Source organism: Micromonospora sp. NPDC003776 (genome assembly GCF_053605645.1).
On record NZ_JBSGJR010000021.1, the window covers coordinates 15670 to 33661 of the forward strand.

The window sequence follows — 17992 nt, forward strand, 5'->3', positions numbered from 1 at the left end:
GGCGACGTGCTCGATCATTTCTCCGTCATGGTGTGCGACCTGCCGGCCAGTGCCGCCTTCTACGACGCGGTGCTGGCCCCGCTGGGCGGCCGCCGGATCATGGAGCCCGGCCCGATCGGCTACGGCGTGGACCGCCCCGACTTCTGGCTGGTCCCCGGACCGGCCGACGGCAAGCCCCTGGAGGCGCACATCGCGTTCACCGCCCCCGACCGGGCCGCGGTGCGGGCGTTCCGCGACGCCGCGGTCGCCGCCGGCGCGCAGGTGCTGCACGAGCCGCGGGTGTGGCCGGAATACCACCCGACCTACTACGGCGCGTTCGTCCGCGACCCGGACGGCAACAACGTCGAGGCGGTCTGCCACAAGCCGGAGTGACGGGCAGCCAAGGCACAATGGACGCGTGGAAGCCGAGCCGGTCGACGCCGCGCCCACCCGGACGTTCCCCTGGGCGAGCCTGCGGCAACGCTGGCAGGACCTGACCTTCCTGCACTGGGCGGTCGCCCCGGAGACCGTCGCGCCGCTGCTGCCCGCCGGCACCCGCCCGGATGTCCTCGACGGGGTCACCTACGTCGGGCTGATCGGCTTCCGGATGGTCGGGCTGGGCCTCGGCCGGGGGCCGGGGGTGCCGTACTTCGGCACCTTCTGGGAGACCAACGTCCGGCTCTACTCCGTCGACGGCACCGGCCGGCGGGCGGTGGTGTTCCGCTCACTCGACGCGTCCCGGCTGGTGCCGGTGCTGGTGGCGCAGGCGAGCCTGCGGCTGCCGTACAAGTGGTCGGCGATGCGGCTGGACCGCGACGGCGACCGCCTCACCTACCGCAGCCGGCGCCGCTGGCCCGGCCCGGCCGGCGCCACCAGCCGAATCGAGGTGCGGGTCGGCGAGCCGATCGCCGACCCGACACCCCTGGACCACTTCCTCACCGCCCGCTGGGGCCTGCACACCCGGGCGTACGGGCGCACGCTGCACCTGCCGAACTGGCATCCACAGTGGCCCCTGCACCGCGCCGAACTGCTGCACCTGGACGACGAACTCGTTGCCGCCGCCGGGCTTCCGCCGATGCCCGGACCGCCGGTGAGCGTGCTCTACTCCCCCGGAGTCCCGGTGGTGTTCGGCGGGCCGACACCCCTGCGATGAACTGCTGTGTCCGAACAGGACACCTGCCGGCGATCCGGTCAGCGGCGAGCCCGCCGGCGGAACCCGACCGGGGTCGCCCGGCGCCGCAGCTCCCGTATCGCCTGCCTCAGCTCGAACTCGATCCGCGCGGCCTCGTACGCTGCCTCGGCGTCCGGCTCGCCCCCGCAATGCTCCCGCAACTGGCCCCATGCCGTGTGCTCGGCCATGCCCTCGCCTCCCCCGTCGCGGCGCACTCTCCGCCGCTGCCCCGCACAACGACGCACCTCACACCCGGTGACTGTGTCCGCCGTCACACCTACCGAAGGCGGTCGCCGCGACCGGTTCGCCGCCGGGGCCCGACCTGACCAGGGCGAACAGGCACTCAGCCGGCCGGGATCAGCGCAGCGGGTCGTGGGTGCCGCGCGGCACGTGCGGCTTGCAGCGGCGTACCCGGTCGGCGGCCAGGCGCCCGCCCACCGCGAGGCCGTACTTCTCCACCGCCGCCAGCCCGTAGGTGCTGCAGGTGGGGGTGTAGCGGCAGCGGCCAGGCCAGCGGTGCGACAGCCAGCGCCGGTAGCCGAGGATGGCGGCGCGCCCGACCCGGTCCACGCCCGGCGCCCGCACCGCGCCCGCCGCCACCGAGCCGAGGGTGAGCAGGAAGGAAAAGAGGCCGAAGTCGCAGCAGTCCGGACCGTCGCAGTCACAGCCGTCGCAGTCGCACCAGTCCTTGTGCTTCTTCTTGTGGTGCCGCTTCCGCTTCAGATGGATCACGACGCCCATGGTGCGGCATCCGCGCCAGCAGCGCGGACAGTCATCCACGCTCGTCCGGCTTCAGCCGCCACCGTTGATGTCAGCCACGGACGTCAAGCCAGGCCCCTCAGGTCCCCGAAAACGGTCCCGGGGAACCCGGTTGGTTGCCGGCCCAACCGATGCCCCCGGGCGGCTGCTTCCACTCGGTGGCACGCCTCTTCGACAGGCCAGGCCATCGCTTACGCGCGGCTTGCCGACTAGCGCCTACCGCTGCGCCAAGCTCGGGATAGCCGGCACCGTGCTCCACCGCTTCCTCGGCATCGGCGGACACGAGGTCAGCGAGAAGGCGACGCATCTGCTCACCTGCCGCCATCCGCGCAAGATGAGCCCGCATCCGCTCCGCGGAGTTCGGCTCCTGGGCAGCACCGCCCCGCGCATCCACATCGGAACTGTGCAGCCGCTGCGCCCAGTCAGCGGCAACAGCACCCAGTTCCCGCCGTAGTTCCTGTCGCTCGTCCGACGTCAACTCCCGCATGAACGGCTCCCTCATCAGTGGCCTCCGACTTCAGAGTCCGCCCGACAACCAGGGTTGTCAACCGTCGCGGGCATGTCAGGATCCGGGTGCGGTGGCGAGGGGTGAGGACCTGTCGTCGCCGCTGTGTCCCGTGCCGCCCTTACCTCGGTCGCCTATGCAGGAGGTGGGCTCCGGGCTCCTGCGCCAGCGGGTGCTCCTGCTGGCCGCCTAGCTAGCCGTCTGCGTCCGCGATCGTCGCTCATGCTCGCTGGTTCGGGTGCTCCGCTGCCTGCTCGGTCGGCGCCCCTCACCAGCTCGTGCTTTAAAGGCGCTACTGCTGTACTTCGCTGCTGTACCGGCCTGAGTTACGGCAACAGCGGCCCCGCAATGGGCCGCTGGGCTGCGGAAGGATGGGCCGCCAGGGACTCGAACCCCGAACCTGTGAATTGCCGGGCAGCCGATCGGATCGGGAGCGGGGCGGCAGGCCGACCGGCCCGCCGCCCCGCGAACACGTTGGTCAGCCGCGCAGGAACTCATCCATGGTGGGCACCTGCTCGTGGTCGCTGGTGAAGCCCAACTCCGGCAGGCCCCACGCGTCCTCGAGGGTGCGCAGCAGGGAGTAGTGGTTGTAGGCGACCTGGCTGACGTGGTGATCGGGCTTGCCACCGGTCACCACGATGGCCGGCACCTTGCCGCCGCCGTACACGCCGCCCGGCCAGCTGGGGCTGACCCGGGTGTCGCCCTTGGGCAGCACCGGCGAGTCGCAGCAGCCCGCCGGGGATTCCCAGCCGCCGGTGGTCGAGTCGGCGTTGTAGTCGCCCTCGTCCGCGACGATGAAGATCGCCGAGTGCTGCGTCCACGCCTTGCTGTGCATGATCGTGGTGACGGCGTTCTTGACGAACGCGTCGGACTTGCGCTTCAGCGCCGCGTCGTTGGCGTCGTCGTTGGTGGAGCCGTACGGGCAGGGGGTCTCGGCGTGCCCGTCGACCGGCGTGTAGACCCCGCCGTGCATGTCGTTGCACTGGTCCGGCGCGATGAACACGAAGTTCGGCGCGTGCGGCGTGTTCAGGTCCGCCGCCAGGTCCGTGTACGGCTTGACGTGGCTCATCCGCTGCGGGTTGTCGCGGACGTCGGGGAAGAGCACGAACGGGTTGTGCTTCGAGGCGTACAGCGGGTTGCTCTGGGCCGGCCAGTAGTCGGCGAGCTTGTCGTCCGCCGGCAGGGCGTCCAGGTAGCCGCCCCACGTCAGGTGCTTCTGCTCCAGCGTGTCCACCAGGTTGGTGTGCGGGAACCGCTGGTTCGGGTCGTCGCTGTTGGAGTCCCAGTTGGAGCCGCTGAGCGTGGCGACGTAGTTCGGCAGGCTCGGGTGAGTGACGCCGTAGTAGTTCTCGGCGTTGCCGTACGTGTTGGCGAGCTGGGTCATGAACGGGGCGTTCGGGTCGCCGATCACACCCTGCTGGGAATGGTTCTCGATCATGATGACGAACGCGTGGTCGAGCTTGGCGTGCCGGCCGTGGCCGTTCTCGCTGACAGTGGCTGCGCTGGCCGCGCCGGTACCACCCACGAGGGCGGTGACGGCGGCGGCGGTCGCCGCGGCGGTGACCGCGGTGGCGGCGAGTCGGGTCCGGCTCAGGGACAGGGACATTGCGGTTGCCTTTCGGTCGGCAAACACGTCTACGACCTTCTTTGTAGTAGTTGCCTGCGGCAACGGCAAGCCGGGCCACCGACTGTTCACCGCTGAGTGCCGGCTCTTCAGCTTGGCGAGGCTCGCCGCCCTGCGGCTGGCCCACGACGTGCCACGACTGCTGCCCGAGTTCATGCGGCCGGAGCAGTAGGGACCCTCTGGGCAGGAACCCTGACTCTGTGGGTTTGGCGTCACACAGTGCGGGCGACGACCCCGGTTCATCAGGGCCTGCATGCGCGTCCCGTCGGCAGTTGGGGCCGACACATGGCCGAGACGCGTGCCGCCAGGAGCGCCAAAGAAACCATGCAGTGTCAGGCCGGACTCCGGGCCGGTGGCGCTTATCGGCCAGGCGTGCGATGTCAGCCCTGCAGCATCGTCGACGTCAGCGCCAGAACGTTGTACCGACTGGAATCCGCCGTCGACTCCGTCATGCCGCCTGCCCTCCTGCAGGTCCGCGGCGCCGGTCGCGCAACACCTGCCGCAGATGGCGCACCGCCTCGTCGGTGTCCGACCCGGGAGCGCGTGCGACGTCCCAGAGGATCTGCAGGGTGTCCGCCAAGGGAAGAGCGTCAGATGGCTTCTCGGTGGTCGGGCTCGGCCAGACACCGGGGTCTTTGGGCACGATCAGTTCCACCGTTGCGTCTTCTTCGTGAGCCGGTGTGAGGCCGACCTGAGACAGGTCGGCTCCGGTCTGGGCGTAGATGACTGCGCGCTGCGGGCTACGCCACGGGGCGATGATGTCGGCTGCCACATCGCCGGAGACCGCAGTTCTTCCGTGGCCGCGGCCGGTCAGCAAGCCGACGACTGCCTCTGCCTGCTGGACGGGGGCGTCCAAGCCGTACCAGAGGGTCCTCAGGCCGTGCGGGCCCGGGTACGAACGCAGCCACCAGTCGAAGGCGGCGTCGATGTCAGTGACGTCCCAGCCGGTTGATGTGCGACGCACGAGTCCTTGGTCGGCCAACGCGGCGAGCGCCTGCGATACGCGGGGCTGAGAAAGCCGGGTGGCCTCAGCCAACTGGTGCTGCCCGGCCCATGGTCGCTCCACCAGCCGTCGCAGTAGCGTGAGGGTGCCCCACGGCACGCGACCGGGCCGGGCACTCCGGGAGGGGACGTCAGCGTCCTGCGGCCCGACGGTCACCTGGTGGCCTGCCAGCCGAAGGCTGCCGGTGACCTGTCTCCCGTCGTTGATCAGGACGGACCAGTCAGCGGCCTGGACTGCCGCTCGGACGGCGGAGGTGGCCGAGGGCACGATGAGCAGGACCGGCTCCCGGTGCCGATCTCTCAGCTCGGCGATGTCACTGGGAGTCAGTGCTGTCAGGGAGTGCACCACCCTTAGTACGTGGCGGTGAGGCCCAGTGCGCAGCTCGGCATGATCTGCATCGAGCGGGGTCGCAACAATCCCCGCGTCGAGCAGCGCGGCCCACACCGCAGCCGATATAAGCATTATCCGACCTCCTTGCCTGATACTTATAACAGGAGGTGGGGGCGAGGGTCTCAAGTTCGGACCCGACGCTTCCGAATATGGCGGACCCGACCGGATCGGTCCCACCAAGGTCGGGCCGCGGTGCATGGCGATGCCTAGCGTCGATGGCGGAAATCAGGAAGGGAGCATCGGGTGCTGGAACGCCTCAACCAGGCCATGGACCACCTCGAACGCCACCTCGACGAGCCGCTGGACGTCGCCGGGTTGGCGCGGATCGCGTGTGTGTCGGAGCACCATTTCCGGCGGCTCTTCTCGGCGCTGGCCGGGATGCCGCTGTCGGAGTACGTGCGCCGCCGCCGGCTCACCGTGGCCGGCGCGGAGGTGCTGTCCGGGGAGGCGTCGCTGCTGGAGGTGGCGGTCCGCTGGGGGTACGGCTCGAACGAGGCGTTCGCCCGCGCGTTCCGCGCCGTGCACGGCGTCGGCCCGCAGGAGGCCCGCCGCACGGGGGCGACCCTGCGGGCGCAGCCCCGGATGTCCTTCCGACTCGTCGTCGAAGGGAGCGCCAGCATGGAGTACCGGATCGTGGCGAAGGAGGCGTTCCGCCTGGCCGGGCGCAAGGCCCGGGTGCCGCTGGTCCACGAGGGGATGAACCCGCACATCGTGACGTTCATCAAGGGCCTGGAGCCGGAGACCGTACGCCGGATCGAGGCGTTGTCGGACCAGGAGCCGCGCGGGATCGTCAACGTCAGTGACGACCTGGCCGGCTCGCGGGCGGAGGGCACCGAGCTGGACTACTGGCACGCGGTGGTGACCGACGCGGACGTGCCGGCGGACCTGGACAGCCTGCCGGTGCAGGCCGGCGACTGGGCGGTGTTCCACAGCTCGGGGCCGTTCCCCGAGGCGCTGCAGTACCTGTGGCGGGACGTGTTCACCCAGTGGTTCCCGTCCAACCCGTACGAGAGCCGGCCCGGGCCGGAGATCTCGCAGGTGCGCGTGGCGGCCGACGGGCGGACCGCCGACGCCCAGCTGTGGATCCCGGTGCGGAAGGTGTGACGGTCACGCCAGGGCGGCGGCCCGCTTGAGACAGGCGGGCACGTCGCCCCGGTGGTAGGGGTGCTCGCTGGGTTCGATGCCGGCCAGGAACATCGCGTACACGGCGGCCATCCGCAGCGGCGCGACCGGGCGGAGCAGGTCGACCGCCCGATGCGGGTCGCTGCCGGGCGCGTCGGCCCGCCAGCGGGCGGCCCAGGCGTCGAGCAGCGCTCCGGCGGTCGCCTCGTCGACGGTTTCGGTGAGGCGCAGGATGTCGAAGGCGGGGTGCCCGACGAACGCGTCGCCCCAGTCGATGATCGTCGCCCGGTGGCCGTCGCCGCGCACGTTGCCGGGGTGCAGGTCGCCGTGGACGAGGGTGTCGGGCAGCCCGCAGTCGCGTACCTGGTCGAGCCGGTCGTCGAGGCCGGCGAGCAGGTCGGCCACCACCGCCGTGTCGTGCGCGGCCAGCCGGTCGCGGATCCACCGGGCCAGGGCCGGGCCCCGCAGGTCGGGTACGCCGGCGGCGACCAGCGTGTCGGTGTCCCCGGCGGCGCGGAGCTGGACGGTGTGGTGGGCGGCGGCGATGGCGGCCCGTTCGGCCGGGTCGGCGGCGTAGCGGTCCTCGCCGGGAATGTGGTCGAGCAGGACCCGGCCGGTGTCGTCGGCGGCGAGCAGCGCCGGCACGAGGTCGGGTGCGGTGGTGGCGAGCCAGCGCAGCACGGCGGCCTCGTGCTGGAAGAACGCGGGCACCTGCTTGAGCCAGGCGCTGCCGTGCGGGCCGTCCAATCGCCAGATCGCCGACAGGTTCCAGGTGCGGTGCTGGGCGACGGCGGTGACCGGGCGGCCGTGCCGGGCCAGTTCGGCGGTGGCCCAGGCGATGCTGGCGGCCGGGCCGCCGGGTTCGGCCCAGGCGGCGCGCAGCGGGTGCGGCGCGAGGTCCACCGCGACCGTTGCCAGGGGTACGGCCGGGGGTGCGGCCACCTCGGCCAGGTAGGTGAGGCTGCCGCCGGGCGGTTCGGGCCGGTCGGCGGACAGCAGCCGCAGCACGGCCACGTCGACGCCGTAGCGGCGGCGGGCCTCGTCGACGATCGCGCCGACCTGCTGCCACCACGGCTCGGGCACGTCGTACGGGGGCAGGGCGCCGAGCGGGCGGCCGGTGGGGTCGACCAGGGCGAGGGTCACGGTGCGGGACACGGGCGGGACGATAGTGCGGTGCTCCTCGGCGTGCACGGGGGTTTCTGGTGGCAGGCGAGGGGTGTGCCCGGTTCGCGGTATGTCGACCCGCTTGGATTCCCCGCAGGAGAGCCCGGGTTGCGCGGCGCGTGGTACGACTGACGGCATAGATGCGGCATAACTGACAGAACGGGCGTGCCGATGACCGCCGGCAACACGAGCGACCTGCTGCGGAATCACGCCGAGCCGCAGCGCGCCACCTACGTCGAACTCTTCTTCGACGTGATCCTCGTCTTCGCGCTGACCCGGCTGTCGCACACCCTGTACACCAACCTCACCTGGCTCGGCGCCCTGCACACCGTGATCCTGCTCGCCGCCTTCTGGTGGGTCTGGATCTTCACCGCCTGGACCACGGACCGCCTCAACCCCGCCCAGCCCCCGATCCAGCTCGTGATCATCCCCATCATGCTCGGCACCCTGATCATGGCGGCCGCGTCGCCCACCGCCTTCGGCCAGGACGGCCTGATCTTCGCCGCCACATACGTGATCATCCAGGTCGGGCGAGCCCTCTTCGTCACGGCCGCGCTACGTCGCCAGCCACAGGCCACGATCGGCTCGATGCAGCAGCTCATCTGGAACTGCTTCGCCGGAGTGCTGTGGATCGCGGGCGCACTGACAGAGGGCACCACCCGGGTGCTGATATGGCTCCTCGCGGCGGCCCTCGGCTACACCATGAGCCGGCTGGACTTCTGGCTGCCCAAGCTCGGCCCAGCCCGGATCACCACCCAGGCGGTCTCCGCGGAGCATCTCGCCGAGCGCTATCAGCAAATCATGATCATCGCGTTCGGTGAGACGATCCTGGCATCGGGCGGCAGATTCGCCACGTACGGGTTCGGGCGGGACCGGACGATCGCGTTCGTGCTGACGTTCGCCATCACCACGCTCCTATGGCGGATCTACTTCTACCGCGCAGGCCTGCTCCTGCCGGCGGCGATCGCGGCGAGCGCCGCGCCGGCGGTCTTCAGCCGGTCCGCCTCGTACGCCCATCTGTTCATGGCCGGCGGCATCGTGCTCAGCTCGGTCGGCGACGAGATCGTCATCGCCCATCCGCTCGCCCAGGCCAACCTGGTCTGGTCCGCCGTCATCCTGTGCGGACCCGCGATCTACCTGGCCGGACGTGCCCGGCTCGACTACCTGTCGTTCAGCAAGGTCGCCGTGTCCCGGGTGGCCGGTCTACTCCTGCTCGTCGTGCTGTCACCGGTGGTGGCGTTCCTGTCACCGATCCTGATCGCCGCCGTTGCCGTGGTCATCCTCACCGCGATCGCCGCCTCGGACACCATCTCCTGGCGCGTGCGCCCCAGCGAACCGAACCCGCCGCTGCCCGGCAAGCCGAACCGGCCCGCGTAGCGCCACAACTGGGCGGCAGCGGTGCGCGCCTCGATGGCAGCACCCGACCCGACGTGACCGGCGTCCCCGAGACCGATCGGGGGTGGACGGTCCGGGACGACTCCGGGTCCGGCCCGGATGCCTGCGGCCGGTCTGACCACGAGGCTGAGGCAATGACGATCATCGACACGCCGAGGCGTACCGCCCGGCCCTGGTTGCGGCCGGTGGCCGTGACCGCCGCGCTGCTGCTGTTCGGCTACGGCGCCCTGCGGATGCTCGACCGCCTCGACGGCCACATCAGCAAGGGCGCGTGGGGATGGAACCTCGGGCACACCCTGTTCCTGCTCGGCGTCGTCGCCTTCGGGGCGCTGATCGTCGGGTTGCACGGGGTGCTGCGTACCCGGTCCACCCGGCTGTGGGTGGTGGATGACGTGGCGGCGGTGGCCGGGCTGGTCGGGGCGGCCGCGTTCATCTGGGTGATCCTGGGGGACCTGTTCCCACGCTTCGCCTACGCGGTGCCGCCGCCGGACGTCGTCCTGATGGGCGGGCCTGCGCTGTTCGAGCTGGGCCTGCTGGTGCTGCTGGTCCGGGCCGTCGGGGCGCGGCTGCTGCCGGTGTGGGCGCCGGTGCTGGTGCTGGTCGGGTTCGTGGCGATCGCGGTGAACCTGGACCTGCTGCCGGTCGGCGCCGCGCTGGTCCTCGCCGGCCTGGTCCCGCTGCGGGCGGTCGCCGGCTCAGCTCAGGCCACGTAGACCGAGCGGCGGGTGCCGCCGTGGTCGGCGCAGGGCCCGCCCTGCTGTCCGGTCCGGCTGATCAGGTCGTCGTTGCACTGCACGAGGTAGCCCTTGCCGTTCCAGAGGTTCGCGGCGCAGGCGAAGTAGTCGCACACGTCCGGTGCGGGCTTGTTGACGAGGTCACCGGCGCAGTAGTTGTAGCCGTACGGGTTGGGCGGCGCGCCGCAGCGGTCCGTTGCCGTGGGGCTCGGCGAGGCGGACTGGGTCGGCGAGGGACTGGTGACGGTCCCGCCGGGCGGGGACGGGGGCTGGGCCGCGGACCGGTCGGCGGTGGGGGTCGGGACGGGGCTGGTGGTCGCGGCGGGCGCGGGCTGCCCGTCCGGCGGCCGGTGGGGCGCGGCGCGGGTGACACCGGGAGCGGCGGAGCTGGCGGGCGCACCGAGGCCGGTGGACGCGGACGGGACGGCCGGGTCGATCGGCGTCACCCCGCGGCCGTGGTTCACCTCCATCCCGACCACCGGCCGGTCCGGAACGGATCCGTGGAACACGCTGGCGACGGCCGCGAGGGCGAGGGCCACCGCGACGGCGGTGATCAGCGCCGGCCGGACCAGCCGGGCTGTCACCGGGGCGTCGGCGGGCGTGGCGGGCGTAGGGACCGGTGGCCGATCGTGCCAGTGCGCGACGATCGTGTCATCGAGCCCCTCCAGCAGCGCCGGGTACGCCCCGGTCGCCTGGGCGTACGCCACGGTCAGCCGCAGCCGGAAGTCCGACGCCACGCCGCGGGGCACCCGGACGCCCCGGACCCGCCCCGGGCCCTGCGGGTGCAGCAGAGTGAGCGGCTGCCCGGGGTGGTGGGCCAGCCCGCCGAGCCCGGCGTACGGCCATTCCTGGCAGCCGTTGCGGCCGGCCAGGATCAGCCGCCGGTCGGTCACCACCGCGGTCCCGGCGTCGACCACGCCGACGCCCTTCGGGAGCCGGGGCGAGCGCCCGGCGTCCTCGACGGGCAGGACGGTCAGCTCCACGGCCGGCAGGTCGGCCGTGTGCCGCGCGGTCACCTCGACCAGCTCGGCCGCGGGCTGCACGCACAGCACGATCTCGTCGTCGTCGAGCGGCACGGGCAGCCCGGCGGCCGTGCCGGCCGGTGGAGCCGGCTCCTCCGCCTCTGTGTAGCAGCGGCGCAACTGCTCGTCGCGGCGGCGCCACGCCTGCAGCGCCGCGTCGTACGCCGTGCGCCGCCGCTCGTTCTCCCGCCCGACCCACCGGGCCCGCCAGCCGCGGGTCTCACCGTCCGTCGCCGTCACCGGGCCGCCTCGCATCATGAAGGGCTTCCGCGTCCATTCGGTACAACCCGGCGTGTCCGAGAAGGACACGCCCCGCATCGAGGGGGGTTCGGTTCGTTCGGGCTGGCCGATCGGTGGAGGCCTATCGGGCCGGGTACGGTCGCACGACATGGAGCAACGCGTCAGTCTGATCACCCTCGGCGTGGCCGACCTGGCCAGGGCCCGCACCTTCTACGAGCGGCTCGGGTGGCGTGGCCAGGAGGTCGAGGAGACCGTCTTCTTCCAGGCCGGCGGGCTGGCGCTGGTGCTGTGGGGGCGGGACAAGCTCGCCGACGACGCCGGCCTGACCGACCGGGGTGGCGACGGGTTCGGCGGGGTGAGCCTGGCGCAGAACGTGCGCAGCCGCGCCGAGGTCGACGACCTCCTCGACCGGGCGGCCGACGCCGGCGCGACGGTCACCCGCCCGGCCCGGGACACCTTCTACGGCGGGTACGCCGGCTGCTTCACCGACCCCGACGGCCACCTGTGGGAGATCGCCTGGAATCCGGGCTTCCCGCTCGCCGGAGACGGCACGCTGACCGTCCCCGACTTCGGCTGAGCGTCAGGTCCACACAGTGCGGCGGAAGCCCCGGTGGCCGGCGCAGGAGTCGCGCTGCCCGCCGGTCAGGCTGACCGTGCCGTCGCGGCACTGCACCAGCCAGCCCCGCCCGGACCAGAACCCGGGCACGCAGTCGAACCAGTCACAGACCCCGGAGGCGGGTTCGCGGACGCGGGAACCGCCGCAGAAGTCGTACCCGTAGGGGTTGACCGGGGCGCCGCACCGCCGCTCGCCGGCCGGCTGCGGCGTGGCCTGGCGCGACGGCGGGTCCGCTGGGGCGGTGCCGCCACGGTGCGGCTTCGGGGCGGTGGTCTGGTCGATCCGCACGACCGGGGCCAGCGACGGGGCCGCGGGCGGGGTGCTCGCCGCCGGGGTCGCGGCGGAGGCGATCTCCGAGCCGGGACGCACCGGCGGGTCCGACTCGAAGAGCATCGCCGGCACGATCAGCGCGAGGGCCACGCCGGCGGCGACGGTCCGCCGACCACCCGGGACCCGCGCGGACAGGTGCGCCTGGCCCGGGGTGAGGATCGCCGGGCGGACCGGCCGGGCGGCCTCGTGCTCCTCGATCAGCTCGTCCAGTTGGGCGATCACCGCGGCCCGCTGCTCGATCGCGTCGGCGAAGGCCAGGGTCAGCTTGAACCGGAAGTCGGCGACCGCGCCGGTGGGCAGCAGCAGCCCGGAGGTACGCCGCCGGTCCAGCACCTGGATCAGCGTCACCGGCGCGCCCGGGTCGTGGGACAGCCCGGTCATCCGGCCGTACGTCCAGTCGCGGCGGCCCCGCCCGCCGAGCAGGACCAGCCGGCGGTTGGTGAGCACGGCCAGCCCGGCGTCGGTCACCTTGACCCCGTCGGGGCGGCGCGGGCGTACCGCGGGCGGCTCGGGGTCGACGAGCAGGTCGGGGGCGGGCAGCACGGCGGTGTGCCGGACCTCGACCAGTTGCGCGGCGGGCAGGGTCCAGAAGACCACCTCGCCGGGGGACAGCTCCATCGGCAGCCCGGCGCCCGCGTCGGCCGAGCCGTGGAAGGACCCGGCGAGGGTACGCAGCCGGCGCAGCTCCTCGTCCCGTCGCCGCCACGCCTCATCGGCCGCGCGGAAGGACCGCTGCCGGCGCTCGTTCTGCCGGTGCGCCCACCGGTAGCGCCACGTGGAACCCGTCGAATCAGTCTTCGTCACGCCGACCCCTTCGCCGCGCGAGCCCACCAATCGGGGTGTCATTCACATCAACTGAGAAGCAAGCCCACCAAGACACGCGAAAGTCACCAATCTGACCGATCGGCTGATTGACCCGCACGATAGGCGGAATCCGCTGCGTCGATTGCGGGGCTGCCGGCGGCTCCCGCTTCGCCATGCGAGGCCCCCGCAGCCTCGGTAACGTCAGCCACAGGGGCGATCACGCCCGGATCCGCACGCCGTCGCGGGCACCGCGACCCTCACGAGGAGGTGGACCGGTGAGCGGGACGGCCGTCGTGGTGGGCGTGGACATCGGCACCACCAGCGCCAAGGCCGTCGCGTACGACACCGGTGGCCGGCAACTCGCCGTCCACTCGATCGGCTACCCCCTCGACGAGCCGCACCCCGGCTACGCCGAGCAGGACCCCCAGCTGATCCTCGACGCGGTGGTCGGCTGTATCCGGGCGGTCGTCGCGGAGCTCCACGGACCGGTCGCCGGCCTGTCCTTCAGCACCGCCCTGCACAGCCTGATCGGCCTGGACGCCGACGGCAACCCGCTCACCCCGTCGGTGACCTGGGCCGACTCCCGGGCCAGCGCCCAGGCCGAACGGCTGCGTGCCGCCCCCTCCGGGCTGGCCCTGCACCGGCGCACCGGCACCCCCGTGCACCCGATGGCCCCGCTGGCCAAACTCGTCTGGTACGCCGAGCAGGAACCCAAACTGCACGAACGCGTCGCGCACTGGGTGAGCATCAAGGACTACGTGCTGCTGCGGCTGGCCGAGGCGCTGGTCACCGACCACTCGGTCGCCTCCGCCACCGGGCTGATGGACATCCACCGGCTCGCCTGGGACGCCGAGGCGCTGGGGATCGCGGGCATCATCGAGGAGCAGCTGCCTCAACTGGTCCCCACCACCCACGTACTGCCCGGGTTGACCGCCGAGGCGGCCCGCGCCACCGGCCTGCCCGCCGACACCCCGCTCGTCGTCGGCGCCGGCGACGGGCCACTGGCCAACCTGGGGCTCGGCGCGGTGCACCCCGGCGAGGTCGCCTGCTCCATCGGCACCAGCGGCGCGATGCGGGTGATGGTCGAACGCCCCGGCGTCGACCCGCTCGGCGGCGTCTTCTGCTACGCCCTCACCGAGCAGCGCTGGGTGGTCGGCGGCGCGATCAACAACGGCGGCATCGTGCTCCAGTGGGCCGGCGAGGCCCTCGCCCCGGAACTGGGCGAGCACGCCGAGGAGGAACTGCTCGCCCTGGCCGCCCGGGCGCCCACCGGCTCCGGCGGGCTGATCATGCTGCCGTACCTGCTCAGCGAGCGGGCCCCGCACTGGAGCGCGCTGCCGCGCGGCGCGTACGTCGGGCTGACCCACGGCCACCGGCGCGAACACCTGGTCCGGGCCGCGCTGGAGGGCGTCTGCCAGCAGCTCGCCCTGGTCCTCACCTCGGTCAAGGCGGCCGGCAACGAGGTCCGCGAGGTCCGGGCCAGCGGCGGCTTCGCCCGCAGCCCACTGTGGCGGCAGATCCTCGCCGACGCCCTCGGCATGCCCGTGCGCTTCCCCGCCGGCCATGAGGGCTCCAGCTTCGGGGCGGCGCTGCTGGGCATGCAGGCGCTGGGCCTGATCGAGTCGATCGACGTCGCCGCCGACCTGGTCCGGATCGAGGAAACCGTACGCCCCGACCCGGCCGCCGCCGCCACCTACGCGGCCCTGCTGCCGCTCTTCTCCGAGCTGTACGACGCGCTCGTGCCGACGTTCGCGTCCCTGCGGCGGCTGGCACCCAGCCTGCCGCCGGAACCACCACCCACCGCTCCTGCCCAGTGACACTGACCGGAAGGTCGTGACAGCCGTGGACACACTGATCGCCGCACCGGCGCTCACCAACGCCGGGAACACCCAACTCGTCCTCGCCGCAGTGCTCGGCATCGCCGCGGTGGTGGTGCTCATCGCCTGGGCCAAGGTGCACCCGTTCCTGGCGCTCATCCTCGGCGCCGCGGTGCTCGGCGTGATCGCCGGCATCACCCCCGACAAGATCGTCACCTCGTTCAGCGCCGGCGTCGGCTCCACCGTCGGCGGCGTCGGACTGCTCATCGCCCTCGGCGCCATGATCGGCGGCCTGCTCGCCGAATCCGGCGGCGCCGACAGCATCGTCGAACGCGTCGTCGCCCGCGTCACCGGCGCCGCCCTGCCCTGGGCGATGGCCGGCGTCGCCGCCCTGATCGGCCTCCCGCTCTTCTTCGAGGTCGGCGTCGTGCTGCTGGTGCCGATCGTGCTGCTGGTGTCCCGCCGCGTCGACGTACCGCTGATGAAGATCGGCATCCCGGCGCTCGCCGGCCTGTCGGTGCTGCACGGCCTGGTGCCCCCGCACCCCGGCCCGCTGGTCGCCATCGACGCCCTCGGCGCCAACCTCGGCCAGACCCTCGCCCTGGGCCTGCTCGTCGCCATCCCCACGGTGATCATCGCCGGCCCCGTCTTCGGCAACTTCATCGCCCGCTACGTGCCCGCCACCGCACCCGAGGCGCTGCTGCCCACCCGCCGCCCCCTCGCCGTCGCCGACGCCAAGCGACCCACCACACCCGCCAGCGGCCGGCTCGACGCCGACGGCGACCTGGTCACCGAGGACGACCTGATCAACCCCGGCACCGGCCGCCCCGGCGCGCAGATCGACGAAGGCCAGCGCCCCCGCCGCGCCCCCGCGCTCTGGGCCGCCGTGGTCACCGTCCTGCTGCCCGTGGTGCTGATGCTGCTGCGCGCCATCGGCGAGCTGACCCTGGCCAAGGACACCGCCGGGCGCAAAACGCTGGACATCATCGGTACCCCGATCGTCGCCCTGCTGGCCGGCGTCATCTTCGCCATGATCTTCCTCGGCTACCGGACCGGGTTCAGCCGTACCCAGGTCTCCGGCTTCCTCGGCGGGTCGCTGCCCGCCATCGCCGGCATCCTGCTCATCGTCGCCGCCGGCGGCGGCTTCAAGCAGGTCCTGGTCGACGCCGGCGTCGGCAACCTCGTCGCGGACGCCGCCAAGGGCGCGAACATCTCCCCGCTGGTGCTGGGCTGGCTGGTCGCCGTCGGCATCCGGATCGCCACCGGCTCGGCCACCGTCGCCACCATCACCGCAGCCGGCATCGTCGCACCCCTCGCTTCCACCCTGAACCAGCCGGAGGTGGCGCTGCTGGCGCTGGCGGTCGGCTGCGGATCGCTGTTCTTCTCGCACGTCAACGACGCCGGCTTCTGGCTGGTCAAGGAGTATTTCGGGCTGACCGTCGGGCAGACCATCAAGAGCTGGTCGGTGATGGAGACGATCATCTCGGTGGTCGGCTTCGTCGGCGTGCTCCTGCTCGACCTGGTCCTGTAGCGGGCGCGGGCCCGGCTGGGCCGGGGCACTCGCGCAAGAGGCTACGAACTTGATGACGTGGACGACTCAGGCCGACGCGGCGAGCCCTACGGCTCGCGCCGGGTCCGCCGGTGAATCGTCTGCGTCATCAAGTTCGTAGGTGCTCAGAACTCCGCTGCCGGGCCGGCGAGCTCGGCCGAGTATTACCCCCGCCCTGGTCGCCTCAGCGCTCGGCGTCGAGCAGCAGTCGTGCGGCGGCGCGGGCCTGCCGGGCCGGTTCGGCCGAGCCGGTGATGGCCGCGGTGACCATCGCGCCGTTGGCGAGGATGGCGAGCTGCGCGGCGAGCGCCGGTGGCCGGCCGGCCGCGGCGACCAGTTCAGCCAGGTGGTCGGTGAGGGCCTGCTTGTGGGTACGGACGACGTCGGCCACGTTGTCGGAGGAGGCGCCGAGCTCGGCGTAGGAGTTGATGAAGGCGCAGCCCCGGTAGCCCGGCTGGCGGAACCAGTCGTAGAGGTAGTCGAAGACGGCCAACACCCGGTCGACCGGATCGCCCGGAACCGAGGTGTACGCCTCGACGCCGTCGCGCACCGCCCGGTCCCGCCGCCGCAGCACCGCTTCCACAAGGTGCTCCTTGGACGGGAAGAGCTGGTAGACGCGCTTGAGGGACAGCCCGGAGGCGGCGCGGACGGCGTCCATGCCGACCGCCTGGATGCCGCGCTCGTAGAAGAGGGTGTCGGCGGCGTCCAGCAGCTTCTCCTCGGCCGTGACCTGGTCCACAGTGAGATCCCCCTTGCGCAGAGAACGATCGTTCTCCTACGGTAGCAGTCGATCGGAGAACGATCGTTCTCTGCGATTCCGAAGGGACGACCCATGTCCATGTCCACCACCCGCCACCGCACCCTCGAGGTCCAGGGGCAGCAGATCTTCTACCGGGAAGCCGGCGACCCCACCCGGCCCACCCTCGTCCTGCTGCACGGCTTCCCCACCAGCTCGCACATGTTCCGCAACCTGATCCCCGCGCTGGCCGACGAGTACCACCTCGTGGCCCCCGACCACGTCGGCTTCGGAAACTCCTCCGCCCCGCCCGTGGACCGGTTCGACTACAGCTTCGAGAAGCTCACCGAGGTCACCCTCGCCCTCGTCGACCGCCTGGGGCTGGACCGCTTCGCCCTGTACGTCCACGACTACGGCGCACCGATCGGCCTGCGCCTCGCCAGTCGCCATCCCGAGCGCGTCACCGCCCTGATCACCCAGAGCGGCAACGCGTACGTCGACGGCTTCACCCCGTTCTGGGACGTGCTGTTCGCCCACGCCAAGGACCGGCAGACCCACGAGCCGGCGGTACGCCGGCTGCTCGACCTGGAAGCCACCCGGTGGCAGTACACGCACGGCGTACCGGCCGACCGGCTGGACCTCGTCGCGCCGGAGGCCTGGCTGCTCGACCAGGCCGGACTCGACCGGCCCGGCAACCGGGAGATCCAGCTGCAGCTCTTCTGGGACTACCAGTTCAACCTCGACGCGTACCCCGCCTTCCAGGAGTACTTCCGGCAGCACCAGCCGCCCACGCTGATCACCTGGGGGCGGCACGACGAGATCTTCGGCGCCGCCGGCGCCGAGGCCTATCGTCGAGACCTCCCCGACGCCGAGTTGCACCTGCTCGACACCGGTCACTTCGCGCTGGAAACCCACGGCCCGGAGATCGCCGCCCTGATCCGCGACTTCCTGCGCCGAGCGCGGTAGGCGATGGCCTCGACCACCCTCGGGCGGCCGGCGCTCGACCGGCCGGCCGCCTCGCGCGGCGCGCTC

General features: G+C 72.3%; 18 protein-coding genes. 10 read left to right on the forward strand and 8 right to left on the reverse strand.

Going from position 1 to position 17992, the window contains the following annotated elements; all coding sequences use genetic code 11:
* Positions 1–6: 6 nt before the first annotated feature.
* Together ACWEVO_RS03865 and ACWEVO_RS03870 are read left to right on the forward strand one after the other, a co-directional pair.
* Positions 7–372, forward strand: a complete 366-nt coding sequence (locus ACWEVO_RS03865) for a VOC family protein (RefSeq protein WP_452306047.1) — start codon at positions 7–9, stop codon at positions 370–372.
* Between the two features lie 25 nt (positions 373–397).
* On the forward strand, positions 398–1132 hold the full coding sequence (locus ACWEVO_RS03870; RefSeq protein ID WP_452306048.1) for a YqjF family protein: 735 nt from the start codon (positions 398–400) through the stop codon (positions 1130–1132).
* A 38-nt stretch (positions 1133–1170) separates the two neighbouring features.
* On the opposite strand, the gene ACWEVO_RS03875 is transcribed toward ACWEVO_RS03870, so the two are convergent.
* Complete coding sequence (locus tag ACWEVO_RS03875; RefSeq protein ID WP_452306049.1) at positions 1171–1338, reverse strand: hypothetical protein; 168 nt, start codon at positions 1336–1338, stop codon at positions 1171–1173.
* 169 nt (positions 1339–1507) lie between these two features.
* Positions 1508–1891, reverse strand: a complete 384-nt coding sequence (gene yidD / locus ACWEVO_RS03880) for a membrane protein insertion efficiency factor YidD (protein WP_452306050.1) — start codon at positions 1889–1891, stop codon at positions 1508–1510.
* Positions 1892–2111: 220 nt separating this feature from the next.
* Here yidD and ACWEVO_RS03885 point away from each other — a divergent pair, with 220 nt between their 5' ends.
* Positions 2112–2363, forward strand: coding sequence for a hypothetical protein (locus ACWEVO_RS03885; protein ID WP_452306051.1), 252 nt, complete (start codon positions 2112–2114; stop codon positions 2361–2363).
* A gap of 529 nt (positions 2364–2892) precedes the next feature.
* Here the strand turns inward: ACWEVO_RS03885 and ACWEVO_RS03890 are convergent.
* Together ACWEVO_RS03890 and ACWEVO_RS03895 are read right to left on the reverse strand one after the other, a co-directional pair.
* Positions 2893–4020 (reverse strand): alkaline phosphatase family protein, encoded by a 1128-nt coding sequence (locus tag ACWEVO_RS03890; RefSeq protein ID WP_452306052.1) that lies wholly within the window; start codon positions 4018–4020, stop codon positions 2893–2895.
* A 466-nt stretch (positions 4021–4486) separates the two neighbouring features.
* Complete coding sequence (locus tag ACWEVO_RS03895) at positions 4487–5485, reverse strand: MarR family transcriptional regulator (RefSeq protein WP_452306053.1); 999 nt, start codon at positions 5483–5485, stop codon at positions 4487–4489.
* 189 nt (positions 5486–5674) lie between these two features.
* Between ACWEVO_RS03895 and ACWEVO_RS03900 the strand changes: the two genes are divergently transcribed.
* A complete protein-coding gene (locus tag ACWEVO_RS03900; protein ID WP_452306054.1) occupies positions 5675–6535 on the forward strand; it encodes a helix-turn-helix domain-containing protein in 861 nt (286 codons plus the stop codon).
* A gap of 3 nt (positions 6536–6538) precedes the next feature.
* Here the strand turns inward: ACWEVO_RS03900 and ACWEVO_RS03905 are convergent, their stop codons facing one another.
* Complete coding sequence (locus ACWEVO_RS03905; protein WP_452306055.1) at positions 6539–7708, reverse strand: phosphotransferase family protein; 1170 nt, start codon at positions 7706–7708, stop codon at positions 6539–6541.
* A 180-nt stretch (positions 7709–7888) separates the two neighbouring features.
* On the opposite strand from ACWEVO_RS03905, the gene ACWEVO_RS03910 reads away from it, so the two are divergent.
* Both ACWEVO_RS03910 and ACWEVO_RS03915 read left to right on the forward strand, forming a co-directional pair.
* Positions 7889–9094: a low temperature requirement protein A gene (locus ACWEVO_RS03910; protein ID WP_452306065.1), complete on the forward strand. Its 1206-nt coding sequence runs from the start codon at positions 7889–7891 to the stop codon at positions 9092–9094.
* A gap of 152 nt (positions 9095–9246) precedes the next feature.
* Complete coding sequence (locus ACWEVO_RS03915; RefSeq protein WP_452306056.1) at positions 9247–9825, forward strand: hypothetical protein; 579 nt, start codon at positions 9247–9249, stop codon at positions 9823–9825.
* Here the strand turns inward: ACWEVO_RS03915 and ACWEVO_RS03920 are convergent.
* Positions 9813–11108 carry a hypothetical protein gene (locus tag ACWEVO_RS03920; protein ID WP_452306057.1) on the reverse strand — a complete coding sequence of 432 codons (1296 nt, stop codon included), beginning with the start codon at positions 11106–11108 and terminating at the stop codon, positions 9813–9815. The genes ACWEVO_RS03915 and ACWEVO_RS03920 overlap by 13 nt on opposite strands.
* A 148-nt stretch (positions 11109–11256) precedes the next feature.
* Here ACWEVO_RS03920 and ACWEVO_RS03925 point away from each other — a divergent pair, with 148 nt between their 5' ends.
* Positions 11257–11685, forward strand: a complete 429-nt coding sequence (locus tag ACWEVO_RS03925; RefSeq protein ID WP_452306058.1) for a VOC family protein — start codon at positions 11257–11259, stop codon at positions 11683–11685.
* Between the two features lie 3 nt (positions 11686–11688).
* On the opposite strand, the gene ACWEVO_RS03930 is transcribed toward ACWEVO_RS03925, so the two are convergent.
* The gene (locus ACWEVO_RS03930; protein WP_452306059.1) at positions 11689–12858 is read right to left on the reverse strand and encodes a hypothetical protein; all 1170 of its coding nucleotides are present in this window, start codon (positions 12856–12858) and stop codon (positions 11689–11691) included.
* A gap of 275 nt (positions 12859–13133) precedes the next feature.
* Here ACWEVO_RS03930 and ACWEVO_RS03935 point away from each other — a divergent pair, with 275 nt between their 5' ends.
* Together ACWEVO_RS03935 and ACWEVO_RS03940 are read left to right on the forward strand one after the other, a co-directional pair.
* Positions 13134–14675, forward strand: a complete 1542-nt coding sequence (locus tag ACWEVO_RS03935) for a gluconokinase (RefSeq protein ID WP_452306060.1) — start codon at positions 13134–13136, stop codon at positions 14673–14675.
* Positions 14676–14700: 25 nt separating this feature from the next.
* Positions 14701–16206 carry a GntT/GntP/DsdX family permease gene (locus tag ACWEVO_RS03940; RefSeq protein ID WP_452306061.1) on the forward strand — a complete coding sequence of 502 codons (1506 nt, stop codon included), beginning with the start codon at positions 14701–14703 and terminating at the stop codon, positions 16204–16206.
* Between the two features lie 202 nt (positions 16207–16408).
* On the opposite strand, the gene ACWEVO_RS03945 is transcribed toward ACWEVO_RS03940, so the two are convergent.
* Positions 16409–16963: a TetR/AcrR family transcriptional regulator gene (locus tag ACWEVO_RS03945; protein WP_452306062.1), complete on the reverse strand. Its 555-nt coding sequence runs from the start codon at positions 16961–16963 to the stop codon at positions 16409–16411.
* Between the two features lie 93 nt (positions 16964–17056).
* On the opposite strand from ACWEVO_RS03945, the gene ACWEVO_RS03950 reads away from it, so the two are divergent.
* Positions 17057–17926: an alpha/beta fold hydrolase gene (locus tag ACWEVO_RS03950; RefSeq protein ID WP_452306063.1), complete on the forward strand. Its 870-nt coding sequence runs from the start codon at positions 17057–17059 to the stop codon at positions 17924–17926.
* Positions 17927–17992: the final 66 nt, after the last annotated feature.